This window comes from Acidimicrobiales bacterium (assembly GCA_035546775.1).
GTDB lineage: Bacteria > Actinomycetota > Acidimicrobiia > Acidimicrobiales > JACCXE01 > JACCXE01.
This window is the reverse complement of sequence record DASZWD010000046.1, coordinates 22,908-39,018: the sequence shown is the minus strand read 5'-3', so window position 1 is coordinate 39,018 and position 16,111 is coordinate 22,908. Positions and strand designations below refer to the sequence as shown.

The 16,111-nt window shown below is 68.8% G+C and carries 18 protein-coding genes; 5 read left to right on the top strand and 13 right to left on the bottom strand.

All coding sequences use genetic code 11. The features are described 5' to 3' along the window. Entirely contained in the window at window positions 1-960 is a 960-nt protein-coding gene (locus VHC63_11285) for a GlxA family transcriptional regulator (protein ID HVV37177.1), read from the top strand. Further along, a complete protein-coding gene (locus VHC63_11280) occupies window positions 957-1,607 on the top strand; it encodes a DJ-1/PfpI family protein (GenBank protein ID HVV37176.1) in 651 nt (216 codons plus the stop codon). The genes VHC63_11285 and VHC63_11280 overlap by 4 nt, the downstream gene beginning before the upstream one ends. Here the strand turns inward: VHC63_11280 and VHC63_11275 are convergent. The 3 genes from VHC63_11275 to VHC63_11265 are packed head-to-tail and all read right to left on the bottom strand — an operon-like array spanning window position 1,604 to window position 3,689. Then, on the bottom strand, window positions 1,604-1,993 hold the full coding sequence (locus tag VHC63_11275; protein ID HVV37175.1) for an ATP-binding protein: 390 nt from the start codon (window positions 1,991-1,993) through the stop codon (window positions 1,604-1,606). The two genes, VHC63_11280 and VHC63_11275, sit on opposite strands and share 4 nt — an antisense overlap. A 38-nt stretch (window positions 1,994-2,031) precedes the next feature. Next, on the bottom strand, window positions 2,032-2,931 hold the full coding sequence (locus VHC63_11270) for an LLM class flavin-dependent oxidoreductase (protein ID HVV37174.1): 900 nt from the start codon (window positions 2,929-2,931) through the stop codon (window positions 2,032-2,034). Beyond that, entirely contained in the window at window positions 2,928-3,689 is a 762-nt protein-coding gene (locus VHC63_11265) for a sulfite exporter TauE/SafE family protein (protein ID HVV37173.1), read from the bottom strand. The genes VHC63_11270 and VHC63_11265 overlap by 4 nt, the downstream gene beginning before the upstream one ends. Window positions 3,690-3,706: 17 nt before the next feature. On the opposite strand from VHC63_11265, the gene VHC63_11260 reads away from it, so the two are divergent. Beyond that, on the top strand, window positions 3,707-4,924 hold the full coding sequence (locus VHC63_11260) for a cytochrome P450 (GenBank protein ID HVV37172.1): 1,218 nt from the start codon (window positions 3,707-3,709) through the stop codon (window positions 4,922-4,924). On the opposite strand, the gene VHC63_11255 is transcribed toward VHC63_11260, so the two are convergent. Continuing rightward, the gene (locus VHC63_11255) at window positions 4,905-6,197 is read right to left on the bottom strand and encodes a cyclopropane-fatty-acyl-phospholipid synthase family protein (protein HVV37171.1); all 1,293 of its coding nucleotides are present in this window, start codon (window positions 6,195-6,197) and stop codon (window positions 4,905-4,907) included. The genes VHC63_11260 and VHC63_11255 overlap by 20 nt on opposite strands. A 48-nt stretch (window positions 6,198-6,245) precedes the next feature. Here VHC63_11255 and VHC63_11250 point away from each other — a divergent pair, with 48 nt between their 5' ends. Then, the gene (locus VHC63_11250; protein HVV37170.1) at window positions 6,246-7,061 is read left to right on the top strand and encodes an alpha/beta fold hydrolase; all 816 of its coding nucleotides are present in this window, start codon (window positions 6,246-6,248) and stop codon (window positions 7,059-7,061) included. Here VHC63_11250 and VHC63_11245 read toward each other — a convergent pair whose 3' ends face one another. Continuing rightward, window positions 7,062-7,262 carry a CsbD family protein gene (locus tag VHC63_11245; protein ID HVV37169.1) on the bottom strand — a complete coding sequence of 67 codons (201 nt, stop codon included), beginning with the start codon at window positions 7,260-7,262 and terminating at the stop codon, window positions 7,062-7,064. Window positions 7,263-7,299: 37 nt separating this feature from the next. Beyond that, complete coding sequence (locus tag VHC63_11240; protein ID HVV37168.1) at window positions 7,300-8,130, bottom strand: Ig-like domain-containing protein; 831 nt, start codon at window positions 8,128-8,130, stop codon at window positions 7,300-7,302. A 61-nt stretch (window positions 8,131-8,191) separates the two neighbouring features. On the opposite strand from VHC63_11240, the gene VHC63_11235 reads away from it, so the two are divergent. Beyond that, window positions 8,192-9,577, top strand: a complete 1,386-nt coding sequence (locus VHC63_11235; protein HVV37167.1) for a hypothetical protein — start codon at window positions 8,192-8,194, stop codon at window positions 9,575-9,577. Window positions 9,578-9,590: 13 nt separating this feature from the next. On the opposite strand, the gene VHC63_11230 is transcribed toward VHC63_11235, so the two are convergent. The 7 genes from VHC63_11230 to VHC63_11200 form a co-directional block, all read right to left on the bottom strand. Beyond that, a complete protein-coding gene (locus VHC63_11230; protein HVV37166.1) occupies window positions 9,591-9,947 on the bottom strand; it encodes a hypothetical protein in 357 nt (118 codons plus the stop codon). Window positions 9,948-10,023: 76 nt separating this feature from the next. Beyond that, window positions 10,024-10,938 (bottom strand): NAD-dependent epimerase/dehydratase family protein, encoded by a 915-nt coding sequence (locus VHC63_11225; GenBank protein ID HVV37165.1) that lies wholly within the window; start codon window positions 10,936-10,938, stop codon window positions 10,024-10,026. Next, entirely contained in the window at window positions 10,935-12,047 is a 1,113-nt protein-coding gene (locus tag VHC63_11220) for a glycosyltransferase family 4 protein (protein HVV37164.1), read from the bottom strand. The genes VHC63_11225 and VHC63_11220 overlap by 4 nt, the downstream gene beginning before the upstream one ends. Further along, complete coding sequence (locus VHC63_11215) at window positions 12,029-12,940, bottom strand: sulfotransferase domain-containing protein (GenBank protein ID HVV37163.1); 912 nt, start codon at window positions 12,938-12,940, stop codon at window positions 12,029-12,031. Before VHC63_11215 ends, VHC63_11220 begins: the two co-directional genes overlap by 19 nt. Beyond that, on the bottom strand, window positions 12,937-14,067 hold the full coding sequence (locus VHC63_11210; protein HVV37162.1) for a glycosyltransferase: 1,131 nt from the start codon (window positions 14,065-14,067) through the stop codon (window positions 12,937-12,939). The genes VHC63_11215 and VHC63_11210 overlap by 4 nt, the downstream gene beginning before the upstream one ends. A 10-nt stretch (window positions 14,068-14,077) precedes the next feature. Continuing rightward, window positions 14,078-15,151, bottom strand: coding sequence for a glycosyltransferase (locus tag VHC63_11205; protein ID HVV37161.1), 1,074 nt, complete (start codon window positions 15,149-15,151; stop codon window positions 14,078-14,080). Then, window positions 15,148-16,083, bottom strand: a complete 936-nt coding sequence (locus VHC63_11200) for a hypothetical protein (protein HVV37160.1) — start codon at window positions 16,081-16,083, stop codon at window positions 15,148-15,150. Before VHC63_11200 ends, VHC63_11205 begins: the two co-directional genes overlap by 4 nt. Window positions 16,084-16,111: the final 28 nt, after the last annotated feature.

Sequence of the window (16,111 nt, the reverse complement as noted above, 5' to 3'; positions counted from 1 at the left end):
ATGGCCCCGAGACGCATCGTCGTCGTCGTGTTCGACGGCATCCAAAGCCTCGACGTCACCGGTCCCGTCGAGGTGTTCTCCACCGCCAACCGGGAGACCGGCGCCGACCACTACCGCTTCGAGGTGGTTTCGTCGTCGGGCCGCGACGTGGTCGCTAGCAGCGGCCTGCGCTTCGGCGTCGACAACACCATCAGCGCGGCGCGCGGCGCGATCGACACCCTGGTCGTCGTAGGCGGCGGCGGCACCACCGACGCGCTGCGCGACACGAAGCTGATCGAGGATGTGCGCCGCTTGGCCCGACGCAGCCGCCGGGTCACGAGCGTGTGCACCGGCGCGTTCCTGCTCGCCGAGGCCGGAGTGCTCGACGGCCGGCGCGCGACCACCCACTGGCAGTCCTGCGACCTGCTGGCGCGGCGCTACCCGCGGGTCACCGTCGACCCCGACCCGATCTTCGTGCGCGACGGCAACGTCGTGACCTCGGCCGGCGTCACCGCCGGGATGGACATGGCACTGGCGCTCGTCGAGGACGACCTTGGCCGCGACGCGTCGCTGGCGGTCGCCCGGCGGCTCGTCGTATTCCTGCGCCGCCCGGGTTCCCAGTCGCAGTTCTCGGCCCAGCTCGCCGGGCAGCTGGCCCAGCGCGACCCGCTGCGCGACGCGCAGCACTTCATCGCCGAGCATCCCGACGCCGACTTGTCGGTGGCGGCGCTGGCGCGCCGGGTCGGCATGAGCGAGCGCAACTTCGCCCGTTGCTTTCGTGACGAGGTCGGCATGACGCCGGCGCGCTATGTGGAGCAGGCGCGCATCGAAACGGCGCGCCGGCTGCTCGAGGAAACGGACGAGGGCGTCGACGCCATCGCCCGCGCCGCCGGTTTCGGCACCGCCGAGACGATGCGGCGCGCCTTCGTGCGGATCGTGCGCACCAACCCCAACGACTACCGAAAGAGGTTCGCCGCATGAGTACGCAGATCGCCATCGTCGCCTTCGAAAACATGGCGGCCCTCGACGCCGTCGGCCCGTTCGAAGTGCTCGCCCACTTGCCGAACGCGTCGACGCACTGGGTCGGCCTGCATACCGGCGTGGTGCGCACCGAGGAGGGCGCGGGCGTCGGCATCAACGTCGACGCCCGGCTCGAAGACGTGCCGCATCCCGACATCGTCGTGGTGCCCGGCGGTCGCGGCGAGCAGCAGTTGCGCGACGACCAACGCTTTCGCCAGTGGTTGCTCAGCGCCCACGAGACCACGACGTGGACGACGTCGGTGTGCACCGGCTCGCTGCTGCTGGGCGCCGCGGGTCTGCTGGCGGGCAAGCGCGCCACGAGCCACTGGCTGGCGCTCGACACGCTCGAGACGTTCGGTGCCGAGCCCACGCTCGAGCGCGTCGTCGTCGACGGCAAGATCATCACCGCCGCCGGCGTGTCGTCGGGCATCGACATGGCACTCACGTTGGCCGCGCTGCTCCAGGGCGACTTCGTGGCCCAGACGATTCAGCTCGGCATCGAATACGACCCGCAGCCGCCCTTCGACGCCGGTTCGCCGACCAAGGCCCCGGCGGCGGCCGTCGACCTGCTGCGCTCGCAGAGCCGCTTCCTGCTGACGGGCGCCTAGCGCGCCAGCGAACAGCGCACCGTCGTGCGGTTCTGTGCGCGCTCGACGGCGAACTCGTCGACCAAGGAGCGCACGATGTTCAGGCCTCGCCCGCGCTCGGCGTCGTCATCGGCTCCCCAAGTCCCGAAGGCGGCGCTGAACCCTGGGCCGCGATCTTCGACCTCGATGATGAGATGGCGATCGCTGTTGCGGATGCGCAGGGTCAATTCGTCGTGCGCGTTCTGCACCGCTTCGATGGCGTTGGTGCACAACTCGGACACGACGAGGAGCAGCGTGTGGCGCAGGCGCTCGTCGGTCGTCCCGGCGAGAAACGCACTGGCCGCACGTCGCAGCGCTCCCACCTGTTGGAAGCGTGCCGGCACCGCGAGTTCGAGCTCCGTGTCCATCATCTCCCGTCATCGCCCGAGGTGTTCCTACCCACATTTCAGGCCTGAAGCGGGAGAACCTCCGCCGCCAGTGCTTCGAGTTCCTCGGTCCACGACGCTGGATCGCCCGCAGGTACGACGACGAGCTTCGAAAAACCACGTTCGACGAAGGCCTCGAGCTGGCGGCGTAAGGCGGCGTGGCCGGCGGGTATCACCGACGTCGGGTCGAGGTCGGGCCGGCGCCGGTTGACCACCGCGGCGAGCAGCGGCGGCACTTCGGCGCCCGGCACGTATATGACGAGGGCGCCGAAGTGCTCGGGATCGATGGCGCGCCCCGCCTTGTCCGCCGCCTCCTCGACGACGGGACGCCCCGCCTGGGCGTCGTCGGGGGTGCAGAAGCTGGGCAGCCAGCCGTCACCGAGCCGGCCGACGCGGCGCAGCTCCGAGGGCGCCTGGCCGCCGAGCCACACGTCGGGCGGTGACTGCACCGGCTTGGGACCGATGGCGAGTCCGGCGTAGTGGAAGTGCTCGCCGTCGTGGTCGACCGCAGCTTCGCTCCAGAAGCGGCGGATCAGCGGCAGCGCTTCGTCGAACCAGCTGGCGCGCTGGTCTCGGGCGATGCCGAAGGCCTGCTGCTCGTTCGGGTCGGCGACGCCGAGGCCGAAGGCCGGCAGCGCCCGACCGTTCGACAGCCGGTCGAGGCTGGCCCACTCCTTGGCCACCAGCGCCGGGTTGCGTCCCGACAGCACCTGCACACTGGTACCCAGCTTGAGCTTCTTGGTGCGGCCGGCGGCGACGGCCAAGCCGATCATCGGGTCGGGCGCGTGACCCGTCGCCCGCTCCGACAGCCACAGCGAGTCGAAGCGCAGCCGCTCGAGGTCGTCGACCATGGCGCCGAAGCGTTCGCCGTCGAGGGCCCCGCTGAGCGAACCCATCCCGATGCCGATGCGGATTTTCATGCGAGCAACAGCTTGACACCCACCCCGAGACCGAGCACCACGATGAAGCCGCGCAGCAAGGGCACGGGGACGCGCTTGCCGACCATGGCGCCGAGGCGCGCCCCGACTACCGAGCCACCGGCGATGAGCGCGACGACGAGCCACGACACGTGACCCGAGAAGAGGAAGATCACCGCCGCGACGCCGTTCACGGTGAGCGCCAGCACGTTCTTCAGCGCGTTGGTGCGCGCCAACTCGTCGGGCAGCAGCACGCCGAGGGTGGCGAGCAGGATGATGCCTTGGGCGGCGCCGAAGTAGCCGCCGTAGATGCCGGCGAGAAAACAGAACACCGCGGCGAGGTTCTCGCTGTGATGCGTCGTGCCGCGGGCGGCGCGCGCCGCGGCCACCCGCGCCGTCACCCACGGTTGGAACAGCATCAGCAGCGCGGCGCCGATGACGAGTATGGGCACGACGTTGTCGAATACCTTCGAGGGCAGGGTGAGCAGCAGCACGGCGCCGGTGATGCTCCCGAGCGCGGAACCGATGCCGACGCGGCGGGTGCGGTGCGCCTGGCCTCGCAGTTCGTCCTTGTAGGCGTAGGCCCCGCTGATCGACCCGGGCACGAGACCGATGTTGTTGGAGACGTTGGCCGTCACCCGCGAGAAGCCGACGCCCAACAGCGTCGGGAACGTGATCAGGCTGCCGGATCCGGCGATGGCGTTGACGGCCCCGGCGCCCATACCGGCGGCGACCACCGCCAGCGCTTCGAGGCCCGTCACGGCGTTAGTTTGACCGGATGGTGACGCGCATCGACGAACTGGAACTTCCTGAAGTCGACTTGATGGGGTCGGTGGGCGAAGAGGCGCAGGCAAAGCTGGCCACGGCGCGCGCCCAGCACTGGCTGGCGAAGAACGTGTTCCTCGACACCTTCGGCTACTCCGTCACCCATTACGAGGACGTCGTCGCGATCCTGCGCGACCGCCGCTGGCACTCGGCCGTCGCCACCATGACCGACGCCATGCCCGAGATGAACCGGCCGCGCGAGCAGTCGATTCTGACGATGGAAGGCCCGAACCACTCGCGCCTGCGCCGCCTCGCCGCGCCGGCCTTCACCCCGAAGTCGGCCGACCGCCTGCGGCCCTTCATGCGCGACGTCATCAACGGGCTCGTCGACAAGGTGGCGGCGGCGGGACGCTGCGAGCTGATCGAGGACGTGTGCGAGCCGTATCCGATCCCGATCATCTGCGAGCTGCTCGGCGCGCCGAAGCAGGACTGGAAGCTGTTCTCCGACTGGGCCACCGACATCTTCCGCATCTTCAACGGCGAGTGGGAGAAGGACGGCCCACTCATCCAGGCCGCCAGCGAAGCGCTCGACTCCTACGTCACCGACCTCATCGCCCAGCGCCGCTCGACGCCAGGCGACGACCTGCTGTCGGACTTCATCGCGGCGGAAGAAGACGGCGATCGCATGTCGACGAGCGAGCTCGTGATGATGACCGATGCCGTGTTGATGGCGGGCACCGACACCACCCGCAACCAGCTGGCGTGCTCGGTGGCGTTGTTCACCCGTCACCCGGACCAGTGGGCGCTGCTGGCCGAGCGGCCCGAGCTCGCCACCGGCGCGGTCGAAGAGACCATGCGCATGCTCGGCGCCGTGCGCGGCACGGCCCGCGTCGCGTCCGAAGACATCGAGTACCGCGGCGTGCTGTTCCCGGCCGGCACGCTCGTCGGCACGAGCCTGGGCAGCGCCAACCACGACGAGGACGTGTTCCCCGACCCGTTCCGCTTCGACATCACGCGGGTCAACGAGAAGCCGCAGATGACCTTCGGCTCGGGCATCCATTTCTGCATGGGCGCCAACCTGGCGCGCGCCGAGTTGCAGGAAGCCCTCACGATCCTGTCGCGGCGCATGCCGAACCTGGCGACCTACGACGAGATCGAATGGAAGGCCGCCAACATCGGCATCTGGGGGCCGGCCAAGCTGCCGCTGACGTTTACGCCTTCGGCCCAGTAGACGACGCGGACCAAACGTCGCGGGTGCGCGGCATGCCGCTGTTGCCGTCAGCATCGGGCACGACGCCGAGCACTTGGTGCAGGCCGAGCCCGCCGTCCTCGAAGCCGACGGCCGAAGCCGCCATGTAGAGCCGCCACACGCGGGCGCGCGTCTCGCCGACGAGTTCGACGGCGCGGCTCCAGCTCGCTTCGAGATTGGCGACCCAGGCGCGCAGCGTGAGGGCGTAGTGCTCTCGCAGCGACTCGACGTCGCGCACTTCGAACCCCGCCGCCTCCATGGCGAGCACGACGCGGCCGACGTCGATCAGCTCGCCGTCGGGGAACACGTAGCGGCCCACGAAACTGTTGCGGCTGATGCGCGAGCCGCCGATCGAGGAGATGGCGTGGTTGAGCAGCCGCCCGTGATCGCCCAGCAGGGCGCGCAGCCCCGCGAAGTAGTCGGCCATGCGCTCGGCTCCGACGTGTTCGAACATGCCCACCGACGAGATGACGTCGAATTCGCCGCGCACGTCGCGGTAGTCCTGGAGGCGGATCTCGATGCTTTCGCTCAGCCCCGCCGCCTCGACGCGGCGCCGGGCGTACGCCGCCTGCTCCTCGCTGATGGTGACGCCGACGACGTGGGCGTCGTAGGTCTGCGCCGCGTGCAGCGCCAGCGAACCCCAGCCGCAGCCGACGTCGAGCATCCGGGCACCGCGACGCTCAGGCAGGCCGAGCTTGCGGCAGATCACGTCGTGCTTGGACGCCTGCGCCTCGACGAGGTTCATGTCGGGTTCGGTCCAGCGGGCGCACGAGTACGTCATCGAAGGGCCGAGCACGAGTTCGTAGAACTCGTTGCCGACGTCGTAGTGGTGGCTGATGGCGGACCGGTCGCGCCGCTTGCTGTGACGCCGGCCCCGCGGGCGCGCCTCTTCGGGCGGGGGCGACGGCGGGAGTCCGAGCGCACCGACGCGCGCCGCGGCAGCGACTCCGGTCGGGATCGTCCCCAGCGTCGACTGGAGGTGCAGACCGGCCGGTTTCAGCACGTCGATAAGGGTGAAGATGTCGCCGTCGACGTCGAGCTCTCCGGCGACGTAAGCGCGGCCCGGGCCAAGCTCGTTCGGCGCCCAGATGATGCGCCGCAGGGCGTTCGGCGTGATCACGCGAATCGTGCCCTTGGCGTCGGTCGAGCCGAGGGCGGAACCGTCCCAGAACTCGAGACGCACCGGCGGGTTCCCGATGAGTTTCCGGATCAGGGGTTGGAGCGACGTTGCGACGCCGCCCGACTGCGGAGCCATATCCCCAGGTTTGTTCCCCCGCCATAGAGTCGTCAACCAAAATGGGGTGTGCTTCCCGACGGCCGGCGCCTCGAGTTACCCAAACGCGGCGCCACCTGGGTGCACGATCTGCCGGGACCCCGCGCCGATGCACCCGCCGTCGTGTTGCTCCACGGCCTCGGCGCCACCGGCTTGCTCAACTGGTTCCCGTCCTTCGACGCACTGGCGCGCACGCACCGGGTGATCGCCGTCGATCACCGCGGCCACGGTCGGGGCATCAAACCGCGGGTCCGCTTCCGGCTCGAAGACTGCGCCGACGACGTCGCGTCGGTGATCCATCAGCTGGGCGTGGGTCCGGCCGTCGTCGCCGGCTACTCGATGGGCGGTCCGATCACGCAGCTGACGTGGAAGCGCCATCCCGACGTGGTGGCCGGCGTGGTGCTGTGCGCCACGAGTTACCGCTTCGGTCCCGCCGACATGCGCTTCGCGCCCATGGGCGACGCGCTCGGTCTGGGACTGCGCTTCACGCCGCGTCTCGTGCGCCAGCAAATGGTGCGCGGCGCCATGAACTTCAATCCACGCAACCGGCCGCGCCCCGACTGGGTCGTCGACGAACTCAACCGGCACGACCCCGCAGCCATCGTGGAGGCGACGATGGCCATCCGCCGGTTCGACTCGACGAATTGGATCGGCGAGATCGACGTGCCGGCGGCATCGGTCATCACGTTGTACGACCGCCTCGTTCCGCCGCGTCGCCAGGCGAAGCTCGCCCAGCTGACGCGGGCGGAAGTGTTCGAGGTGCAGGGCGGTCACGACGTCTGTGTGATGCGCCCCGACCGCTTCGTACCGGCGCTGGTGCGCGCGGTACGCGCGGTCACTGCGTGACTACTTGTCGCGGGACAGCTGGTGGATCTTGTCCTTCAGTGCGTCCACCTTGTCTTCGGCCATGTCCTTGCCCTTGTCGACGAATTCCTTCGCCTTTCCGGCGGCACGGTCGGTCTTGCCTTCGTTCTTCAGACGGTCGTTGTCGGTGAGGTCGCCAGCGGCTTCCTTCACCCGGCCCTTGATTTGGTCGGCGTTTTGCATACCTAGGCAGTACCCGACCTGAGGCGCGAAATTCCGGTTATCGCGGCGTCGTGGTGGTAGTGCCGTAGCGGCCGACGTAGTCCTGACAACCGGCTTTGTCACCGGTCTGGCACGGGTTGGAGCCCGGTGGCGCCGTCGTGGTCGGGTGACTCGGCGGCGCGGTCGTCGGCGGCGGGGCGCTGTTGTTCGAGTCGCCGACCACGACGCGGCCGCCGCTGTTCGTCGGAGTGCCGTTGGCGACCGTCGTCGACGGATGCGTCCCCTTGAGCGTCGTCGGCGTCGTGCCTGACGCGCTGAACTCGGCGGCGGTGACGTCCGCTCCGGTCGCCACCGTCGTGGCCGTTGTCGCCGTCGTCGCCGCCGACTTGGCGAGCTTCTCGCAGCGCGGCTCGACGATGTCGCCGTTGCGGTCGGTGAGGCGCGCCGACTCGAGACCGAGGGGCAAGGCGTTCGCGGTGGTGACGGCCACGGTCACCGTGGCGATGCTTACGTCGCCCGAGGGGTCACGGTCGCGGTACTTAACGATGGCGTCGGTGCCTGACACCGCAGTGGCCGCCGGCGTGTATTCGAGCAAGGGATGGCTACCACCGGAGTCGACATCGGCCTCACCCGACGACACACTCATCACTTCGAATTGCAGACGATCGCCGTCGACGTCGGAGTCGTTGGCCAACACGTCGACCGTCACCGGTTGCCCCGGACGGGTGAAGGCGGCGTCGTTGCGGGCGACGGGCGGGCAGTTGCTCTTGCCGGCGGACAGGAGCCGGCCGCCGTCGCCACGCGACACAAAGGCCATCGCAGCCACTACAACGCCGACGAGGCCGAGCAGCAGCGGCACGTAAACCGCCGGCCGCCGCAGGTTGAACATCCGTGCAACGTTACCGGGGGCCGACGGTTCGCCCGAAAGTAGCCATGCAATACTCGCCGCCATGCGACGGCGCGGCGTCCTTGCGCTGGTGCTCGTGACCATCGCCGTGATCGCCGGTGGTGTCGTCTATGCCACACGCGACGACACGTCGAGCAACAACGGCAGCGCCACGTCGACCACACGCGACAGCACGACGGACTCGACGATTCCCGCCGACCCGGCGGCGCGGCAGGGGACGACCGTCGCTCCGGATCCGCACGCCACGGCGGTACGCGCCGCGGGCGCCAACGACGAGACGAGCGCGTTCGAAGCCGCGATGGACGACGCGCTCCACAGCGCGTATCGCCGACCAGGTGGGCCCGACGGCGACCCGCAGGCCGTCGTGTACGTGCCCCCCGGCGTCCATCGCATTCTGCGCGTCGCGTTCCGCGACAACATCCGGCTCGAGGTCGACGCCGGCGCCGTGCTGCAACAGGCAGGCGGGCGCAACGCGAAGGGCGGCAACTCGAAGTACCTCATCGTGTGGGACGGTGCGAGCGCGCAGCGGCCGTTGCGCAACGTGTCGATCGTCGGTGTCGGCCAACACGACGGCGGCGTCAAACAACAAGCCGAACCCGTCGAGGCCGGATGGTCGATCGCCAACGCCTTCACGATGGACCTCGACCCGCGCGCCACCGACGCTGACGACAAGGTGTCGGGCATCGAGTTGCTCAACGTTGACGGCTTCCTCGTCGAGAATCTCTTCTCGATTCAGAACGCCGACGAATCGACTCCGACCTGGCCGACGAGCGCCAAGGCCGTGCTCGTGCTGCGGCCGCGTGACGACTCACCGGTGGAGGCGCCCTTCGCCCAGCCGCGCAACGGCGCCATCGTGCACCACTACAACGTGAACAGCCCGCGCGGCTACGGACCGAACCAGGTCGGCGGCGCGACGTCCGTGCGCTTTTCGGGCGTGTACTCGCGCGGCGGCACGGCACTGCGCCTGGAGAGTGACGCGACGAAGAACAAGACCTTCGGTGGCGAGATTCGCGACCTCACGGCGGACACCATCGTCGGTGTGGACTGCAACCGCGCCGTGTCGTTCGCGCCGCACGCACAGCGCAACACCGGGGTGCACGTATCGGGTGTACTGGCGCGGGGGTGCAGCCAGGGCGTCATCGAGTCCGACGACGAGAAGCTCGGCGCGGCCAAGCGCGGAGGCTTTTTCGACAGCACGATCAGCGACGTGACAGTGGTGGCAGGCCCGCAGGCGCAGAACCCGGCCAAGCAGGGCGGCGGTTCGAAGGGGGCGTGGGTGGCGGGTCCCTCGCAGCAGGCCTTCGCCCGTGACGAGTCGGCGCAGTGGAGCGTGGCCTACACGCGCGTGCGCTGCACCGGGGCCTTTACGCGCACATCGGACCGCCTCATGCTCGACGGGAGCATGCGCGGTCCGATGTGCGAGTCCTAGGACTCAGAGACGATCAGGCGGTGACGACCGTGGTCTTCGGGTTGACGCCGTAGGTGTCGGTGTTGTTCTCGCAGTCGGCGATGCGAATGCGGTAGTGGTCGCCACCGGAGTCGGGGAAGTTGAACCCCTTCTTCGTGACGTTGTCGGAGCACGCCAGGTCGATCGACTTGACCAGTGCGCCGGTGGCTGGATCGATGACCCGGATGTAGTTGAGGCCGTCGGGATCGGTGGCCGTGCAACGGTTGTTGTCACCGAAGTTGTTGCAGTTGATGGTTGAGTTGCCCGCGGCGGCACTCGCCGAACCGCCGCTCAGTGCGATCGGCGTCGCAATGGCAGCGGCGGCCGCGACCGCCAGGAGGAGTTTCTTCATGGGCCCAGGTCCTTGCGTTGAAGGGTTGATGCTGCGTCGCACTGTACCGACAATCCCCTCCCGCAACCAGAGAAAATCACGCTAAAAGTGACGCAAGACCATCACGCAGTGTGACTTCCGGCGTCCACCCGAGGACTTCTGTGATACGTCGTGTGTCGACGCGCAGCGTGTCGCGATCGAACCTCCGGAATCGCCGTTCGTCCTCGACCACCGAGCGCGTGTCGCCGATGAGTTCCTGCAACAACGCGACGAGCTGACGGATCGTCGTGTTGTGTCCGGTGCCGATGTTGAACACGCTGAAGCGCCCGGTGTCGGTGAAGGTGGCGGTGCGGATCGCCCGCGCCACGTCGGACACGTGCACGAAGTCCCGTTCGGCACCGAGGTAGCCCATGTGTATTTCCGGCGTCGCGTGCGAACGGATGGCGGCGATTGCGTCGGGCACGACATGGGGGTTGGTCTCGCCTGGGCCGTACACGTTGGCAAAGCGCAGACACGTCGCCGAGAGGTGATCCGAAATTGCACTGGCGCACTCGAGGATCTCCTCGGAGAGCCGCTTCGACAGCCCGTAGATGTTGCGCGGACCGAGCACGTCGTCCTCGTGGTGCGTGTCGTCGTTGACCTGGTACACGTCGGCCGTCGAAGACATCACGAGTCGCCGGCACGCGGTGCCACTCAGGACCCGCGACAACCTCTCGGCCGAACCGACATTCGTCTGGAACGTATCGCCCGGGTGCTCGAGGCAGTACGGGATGTACGAGATCGCCGCGAGGTGAATGGCGTAGTCCGGGTCGTAGGCGGTCACGACCGCGTGCAGCGCTGAATCGTCAGGGTCCGCGAGGTCGATGCGGGTGACGGCGACCGCATCGGGCAACGATCCCTCGCGCGCCGTGAAGTAGTTGTCGAGCGCGAGCACGTCGTGGCCTTCACCGACGAGCTGTCGGCATACCTCCGAGCCGATGAAGCCGGCGCCTCCGGCGACAAGAACTCTCATCGTGAGGGCAGCGACGCTGCCATCTCCTCGAAACGGACTACGAGCGCGGACCAGTCGAGGCTGGCGCCGCCGGCGGCAGCGCGCTGCGAATACGCCGGCCAGTCTTCGAGCACGGTGCGCACCGCGTCCGCGATCGCGCTCGGAGTCGGATCGGCTACTTCACCGATGCCGTACTCGCGCACGACCGCCGCGGTGCCGTTGCCCGAGTCGTTCGTGGTGACGACCGGGAGCGAGGAGGCCATGGCTTCGGACACGACGTTCGGAAAGCCTTCGCGCATGCTTGGAAGCACGAGCACCGCCGCGGCCGCGAGCAGCCGCACTTTCTCGGCTTCGTCGACGTAACCCATGACCTGTACCGCAGCACGCGTCGCCGCATCGAGCGACGCGACGGCGCGGTCGACGTCGGTCCGCGCCGGTCCGTCACCCGCGATCGTCAGCGTGCCGGTGAAACCGTTGGCGCGCAGTTTGGCGAACGCTTCCACCAGTAGCGGCACGCGCTTGTGTTCGAAGAGGCGACCGACGTAGAGGACGCCGCCGCGGACGACGTCCGCTCGAAACTGGCGCGTGTCGACGCCCGTCGGGAGCGCGTCGACGGATTGACCCGACGCGGCAGCTATGCCTTCGGCCACCTCACGGCTCACCGCCATGTTGCGCGCCGATCGCCGTGGCAGGCGGCGCTCGAAGGCGCCGTAGAGCCTGCCGCCGCGCACCTCGCACCAGTCGGTGATGGCGCGCTCGCGCACCGAGGCGGGCGCGACGGCAAGATGGCCGAAGGGCCACTGGTTGAACAGGTACACGTCATAGGCGCCTGCCGAGGCGGTGCGCCGCGCCCACCGTGCGTAGCGAGCAATGGCCCACACGCTGCGGGGCATCTTGGGGATGAGTGAACGGCGGTAGCGCGGCGCCGTCGGATAGCGCCGAACCCGTACGCCGTGCTCGACCGACTCGGCCGGCACAGCCACGTCATGGCGGATGCAGAACACGTCGACGGCGTGACCGCGCGCGACGAGCGCCTTGGCCAATTCGCTCATGCGCACTTCCATGCCGCCAACGTGCGGCGGATACAACTCGGTGTACACCGCGACTCGCATCACGCGGCCTCGAGCCACGCCGGAACGTCGGTGTAGCCCGCCGCGACGAGCGTGGTCCGCAGCGCGTGATTCGCCGGCGCGTACAGCGCCGCGAGCCGTGCTCGCGTCGGCTCGTCGATCGCGTCGTCGCGGTCACCGCCGCGGTTCACGCGGGTGTACGCGTCGACCAGGACCTGCTTCGCCCTGGGATATCGCCGCGTCACGGTGTCACTCCAACGGGCGACCGCGTGAGCTACGCGCTGTACCGGCTCAGACCGCACCGTGATCGTGGAGTTGTGGGCGGCGAAGTCGAAGCCTGCGGCGGCACTTCGGTCGAGCTCGAGCCAGTCGAGAAGGTCGCCCACAACCTTGGCCGCGTCAGACGCCAGCCGTTCGAAGAAGACGAAGTACAAGCGGTCGCCGAGGCGGTCGATGAGCGCCGGCAGGTGCTCGGCGTAGAAGCCAGTCGACAGGGTGCGGTAGTACCGATTGGTCGCCGTGAACTCCGTGCCGGCGGCCCGCAATTCTTCGCAGCGGTCGAGGTACTCGGCGGCGCTGAGATCGCGCGGCAAAAGCACCTTGCTCTTCATGTAGGTGAAGTCCGACCAGAACCGCGCCACGGGATCGCGCAAGCTGATGATGTAGCGAGGGTGGTCGAGGATCGCCTCGGTCGCATCGAGCAACCGCTTGCCGCCGTACCAGTAGTTGGGCGTTGCTTCGAGCACGTAGCGCTCGTCCCCACACTGCCGGAAGTAACGCTCGTAGTCACGCCGCGGTGCCAACTCGTGATCGGGATACAGCAGCTTCGAGAAGTATTCGGTCTCCTTGAGAGACGCCCCGCACACTTCGTCGTGTTGCACGAGATACGAGAACAACGACGTGGTACCCGCCTTCGTCACGCCGGCGATGAGCAGGTTGGGAAGGCGCGTCACTTGGCGTAGGAGTCGATGAGGGTGAGCCACTGATCGCCGGCGCCGTCGAATGACCAGTCGCGCGCGATCTTGGCGCGGCCACGCTCCCCCCGCGCCATTCGTTCGTCGGCGGGCAACTCGACGACGGCGTTCATCGCCGCGCTGAGCGCGGCGGCGTCCCTGGGTGGAACCATCACGCCTGTGGCGGGGTCGTCGACGAGTTCCGCGACACCGCCGACACGCGTCGACACCACCGGCAGCGCCGCGGCCATCGCCTCCATCACCACGTTCGGCAGGCCCTCCCATGCCGATGCGAGCACGAACGCGTCGGCGGAGGCCATCAGTAACGGCAGATCCTCACGAATGCCGAGAAAGGTGACCGAGTCGGTTATCCCAAGGCGCGCCGCGTGGTCGACCATGTCGTCGTGCAAGACCCCGTCGCCAGCGATCAGCAGGCGGCTGCGATCGTGCGCGGCGCGGTGCTTGGCGAAGCCGTCGAGCAGGTTGGGGACGTCCTTCTGCGGGACCAGCCGACCCGCCGCGAGCCACACGAACTCGTCACCCGTGACGCCCAAGCCGGCGCGCGTGGCGTCGCGCTGTCGGCGCGCCTCGTCGAACACCGACACGTCGAGGCCATTGGGCACAACGACGAGCCGGTCGCGGGGCGCGACCTTGCGGCGTACCAGACTCTCGGCGGCGAGCGCCGAGTTGGTGGTGGTGATCGTCGCCAGGGGATCGGTGAACCGCATGACGAGCTCGCGCGCGCGACCGCCGAAGAACTCGCTGCGGATCGACGAGATGACCACGGGCACACCGGCGAGCTTGGCGGCCACGCGGGCCACGACATTGGCCTGGTAGAGGAAGCTGACGACGACGTCCGGCTTGTATTCCTTGAGGGCGCGCCGGGCCTGTACGACGAACGCGGCGCTGCGGACGCGCCCGCCACGTAATTCGACGATGGGCACACCGAGTTCGGCCATCTCCTTCTCGTACGCCTCCGTCGGCAGCAGCGAGACCAGCCGCACTTCGTCACCGCGGGCAACCAGGCGCGCCGCGAGGCGCACCAGTTGCGCTTCCGCGCCACCGACCATCAAGTGGTTGGTGAAGAGCGCGACGCGCCGCGGTCTACTCCTCGCGGATAACGGCATCGCGTCCAGGTTAGGTGGCCAGCAACTCCAGGTACCGAGTCGTCACCGTCGCGCGGTCGTAGCGGGCCAGCGCCTCGGAGGCCTCGACCGGCGACTCGGTGACGCACGCGGCGATCGCCTCCGCCAGGGCCGCCGGATCACCGACCGGCACAAGGTGGCCCCAGCGGCCACCGTCGAGGATCTCGCGGGGCCCTGACGGGCAGTCGGTGGCTACGACGTGGGGCGACAACGCCAGCGCCTCGATGAGCACGGTCGGCAAGCCCTCCCACCGCGACGACAGCACGAACACGTCGGCCGCCGCGAACACCGGAAAGGGATTGTCCACGAAACCGGCGAAGCACACGCGGGCGGCAACGCCGAGTTCGGCGGCCAACGCCCCCAGGGCGACCCGGTCTTCACCGTCGCCGAGCAGCACGAGTCGAGCCGTCGGCAGCGCGGCCAGCGCCCGTAGGAGGTTGGGGAAGTCCTTCTGTTCGATCAGCCGCCCGACGCCCAGCAGCTTCGCGCCGTCGCCGTCGGGCCAGACCACGTCGGTCGGCGCCGCCGCCGCGGCGCGCAACCGGGCGACGTCGACGGGGTTGTAGATGACTGCGATCCGATTGCGCGCGAGCCCGATGGTGCGCGCCAAATCGTCAGCCACACCATCGGACACCGCAACGACGCGGTCGGCGAAGCGGAAGCCAACCCGCAACAACGCTGGCATGGCCCGGGCGCGACGGGTGTCCTTGCGCGGCGCCGACGATGAGAGCTGATTGTGCTGCGTCACCATCACGATCGCACCGGTACGCGCGACGCGAGTAGCAGCAATCGTTACGAGGTTGACGTGGTTCAGACACGACACGACGGCGTCGGGCCGCGCCCGGCGCAGGTAGCCGACCAATGGCGCCACGGCGCTGACGGCGCGCCTCGCGCCGAGGTCGACGACGGTCGCTCCGGGGGGAACGAGCCTCCGCAGGGGGCCCTCGCCCCGCACCGCGACCACGTCGACCTCGACCCCTCTTTCGACCATGCCAGCGGCGAGGTCGAGCATGACGCGCTGCGCGCCGGCGCCGTCGAGGTCGGGAACGACGAGCGCGACCTTCACGACGCGTCGCGGCGGTAGCCGTAGCGTCGCAACAACGGACCCGTCAGCAGCGTCACGATGCGGTGCGCGCGCCGCGGCATACGCGTCGTCCACTCCTCATCGGCGCTGACTCGCAGCGGCTGGTCGTCGAAGCGGAGCGGATTGCCGGAAATGTCGTGCACGACGTCGGCGGCGCGCAGCGAGTCGACGGGTACGTCGACACCGGCTTGGAGCCACTGCGTGATCTCGGCGAGCACGCGCTCGGGTTCGGCGACGAAGTCCTCGTAGCGCACGCGGTAGTAGCGCCGCACGTGACGCTCGAGCCACTCGAACAACAGGTGATATCCCGTCCACAAGACACCGCTGCGGGCCGGCGAGCGCGTCGCCATGTGGGCGACGTGTGAATGCACCTCCGGTCGCAACTTCGGACGCGTCCACGAGAACGCGACGGCGCGGCTGTCGCGGATGAGGTGGAGGAGCGAAAGGTCGACACCGCCGGCCGCGTGGAGCACGAAGGCGTACGACGGGTCCTTGGACGAGTCGACGATCACCGATTCGCCGGAAACCTCTGCAATCGCGGCGTACAGCCGCCCGAGGTACCCCGTGTATTCGGCGAACCGGCGGCGGAACCCGGGGGTGCGCAGGCGCGGCCACACCAACATGGGGATATAGCGGTTGCGGTCGACGCCGTGCGCGAGTGCTTTGAGATGGGCGGTGACCGCGTCAACATCCCCGGGTGGCAACGACTTTTGCAGTATTTCCTTCCAAAAGAGGCATTTTCGAAACGGCAGGCCACACCCGCACAAGTGATCCTCGATCACGCCGCGCTGCAGCACGTAGCGCAGTTCCCCCACCGCGACAACGCCGGGCACACCGGTCAGCAACCGCGCCAGCAACGTCGAACCGCTGCGGCCGGTACCGCCGATGTACACGACCGACGGACGGGCACTCACGCCCGCGGACGGTAACCGGCGCGGGGAA

Bases quoted from the DNA above. Each gene is read 5' to 3' on its own strand.
- VHC63_11285 (HVV37177.1), top strand. From the start codon at position 1: ATGGCCCCGAGACGCATCGTCGTCGTCGTGTTCGACGGCATCCAAAGC.
- VHC63_11280 (HVV37176.1), top strand. From the start codon at position 957: ATGAGTACGCAGATCGCCATCGTCGCCTTCGAAAACATGGCGGCCCTC.
- VHC63_11275 (HVV37175.1), bottom strand. From the start codon at position 1,993: ATGGACACGGAGCTCGAACTCGCGGTGCCGGCACGCTTCCAACAGGTG.
- VHC63_11270 (HVV37174.1), bottom strand. From the start codon at position 2,931: ATGAAAATCCGCATCGGCATCGGGATGGGTTCGCTCAGCGGGGCCCTC.
- VHC63_11260 (HVV37172.1), top strand. From the start codon at position 3,707: ATGGTGACGCGCATCGACGAACTGGAACTTCCTGAAGTCGACTTGATG.
- VHC63_11255 (HVV37171.1), bottom strand. From the start codon at position 6,197: ATGGCTCCGCAGTCGGGCGGCGTCGCAACGTCGCTCCAACCCCTGATC.
- VHC63_11245 (HVV37169.1), bottom strand. From the start codon at position 7,262: ATGCAAAACGCCGACCAAATCAAGGGCCGGGTGAAGGAAGCCGCTGGC.
- VHC63_11240 (HVV37168.1), bottom strand. From the start codon at position 8,130: ATGTTCAACCTGCGGCGGCCGGCGGTTTACGTGCCGCTGCTGCTCGGC.
- VHC63_11235 (HVV37167.1), top strand. From the start codon at position 8,192: ATGCGACGGCGCGGCGTCCTTGCGCTGGTGCTCGTGACCATCGCCGTG.
- VHC63_11230 (HVV37166.1), bottom strand. From the start codon at position 9,947: ATGAAGAAACTCCTCCTGGCGGTCGCGGCCGCCGCTGCCATTGCGACG.
- VHC63_11225 (HVV37165.1), bottom strand. From the start codon at position 10,938: ATGAGAGTTCTTGTCGCCGGAGGCGCCGGCTTCATCGGCTCGGAGGTA.
- VHC63_11210 (HVV37162.1), bottom strand. From the start codon at position 14,067: ATGCCGTTATCCGCGAGGAGTAGACCGCGGCGCGTCGCGCTCTTCACC.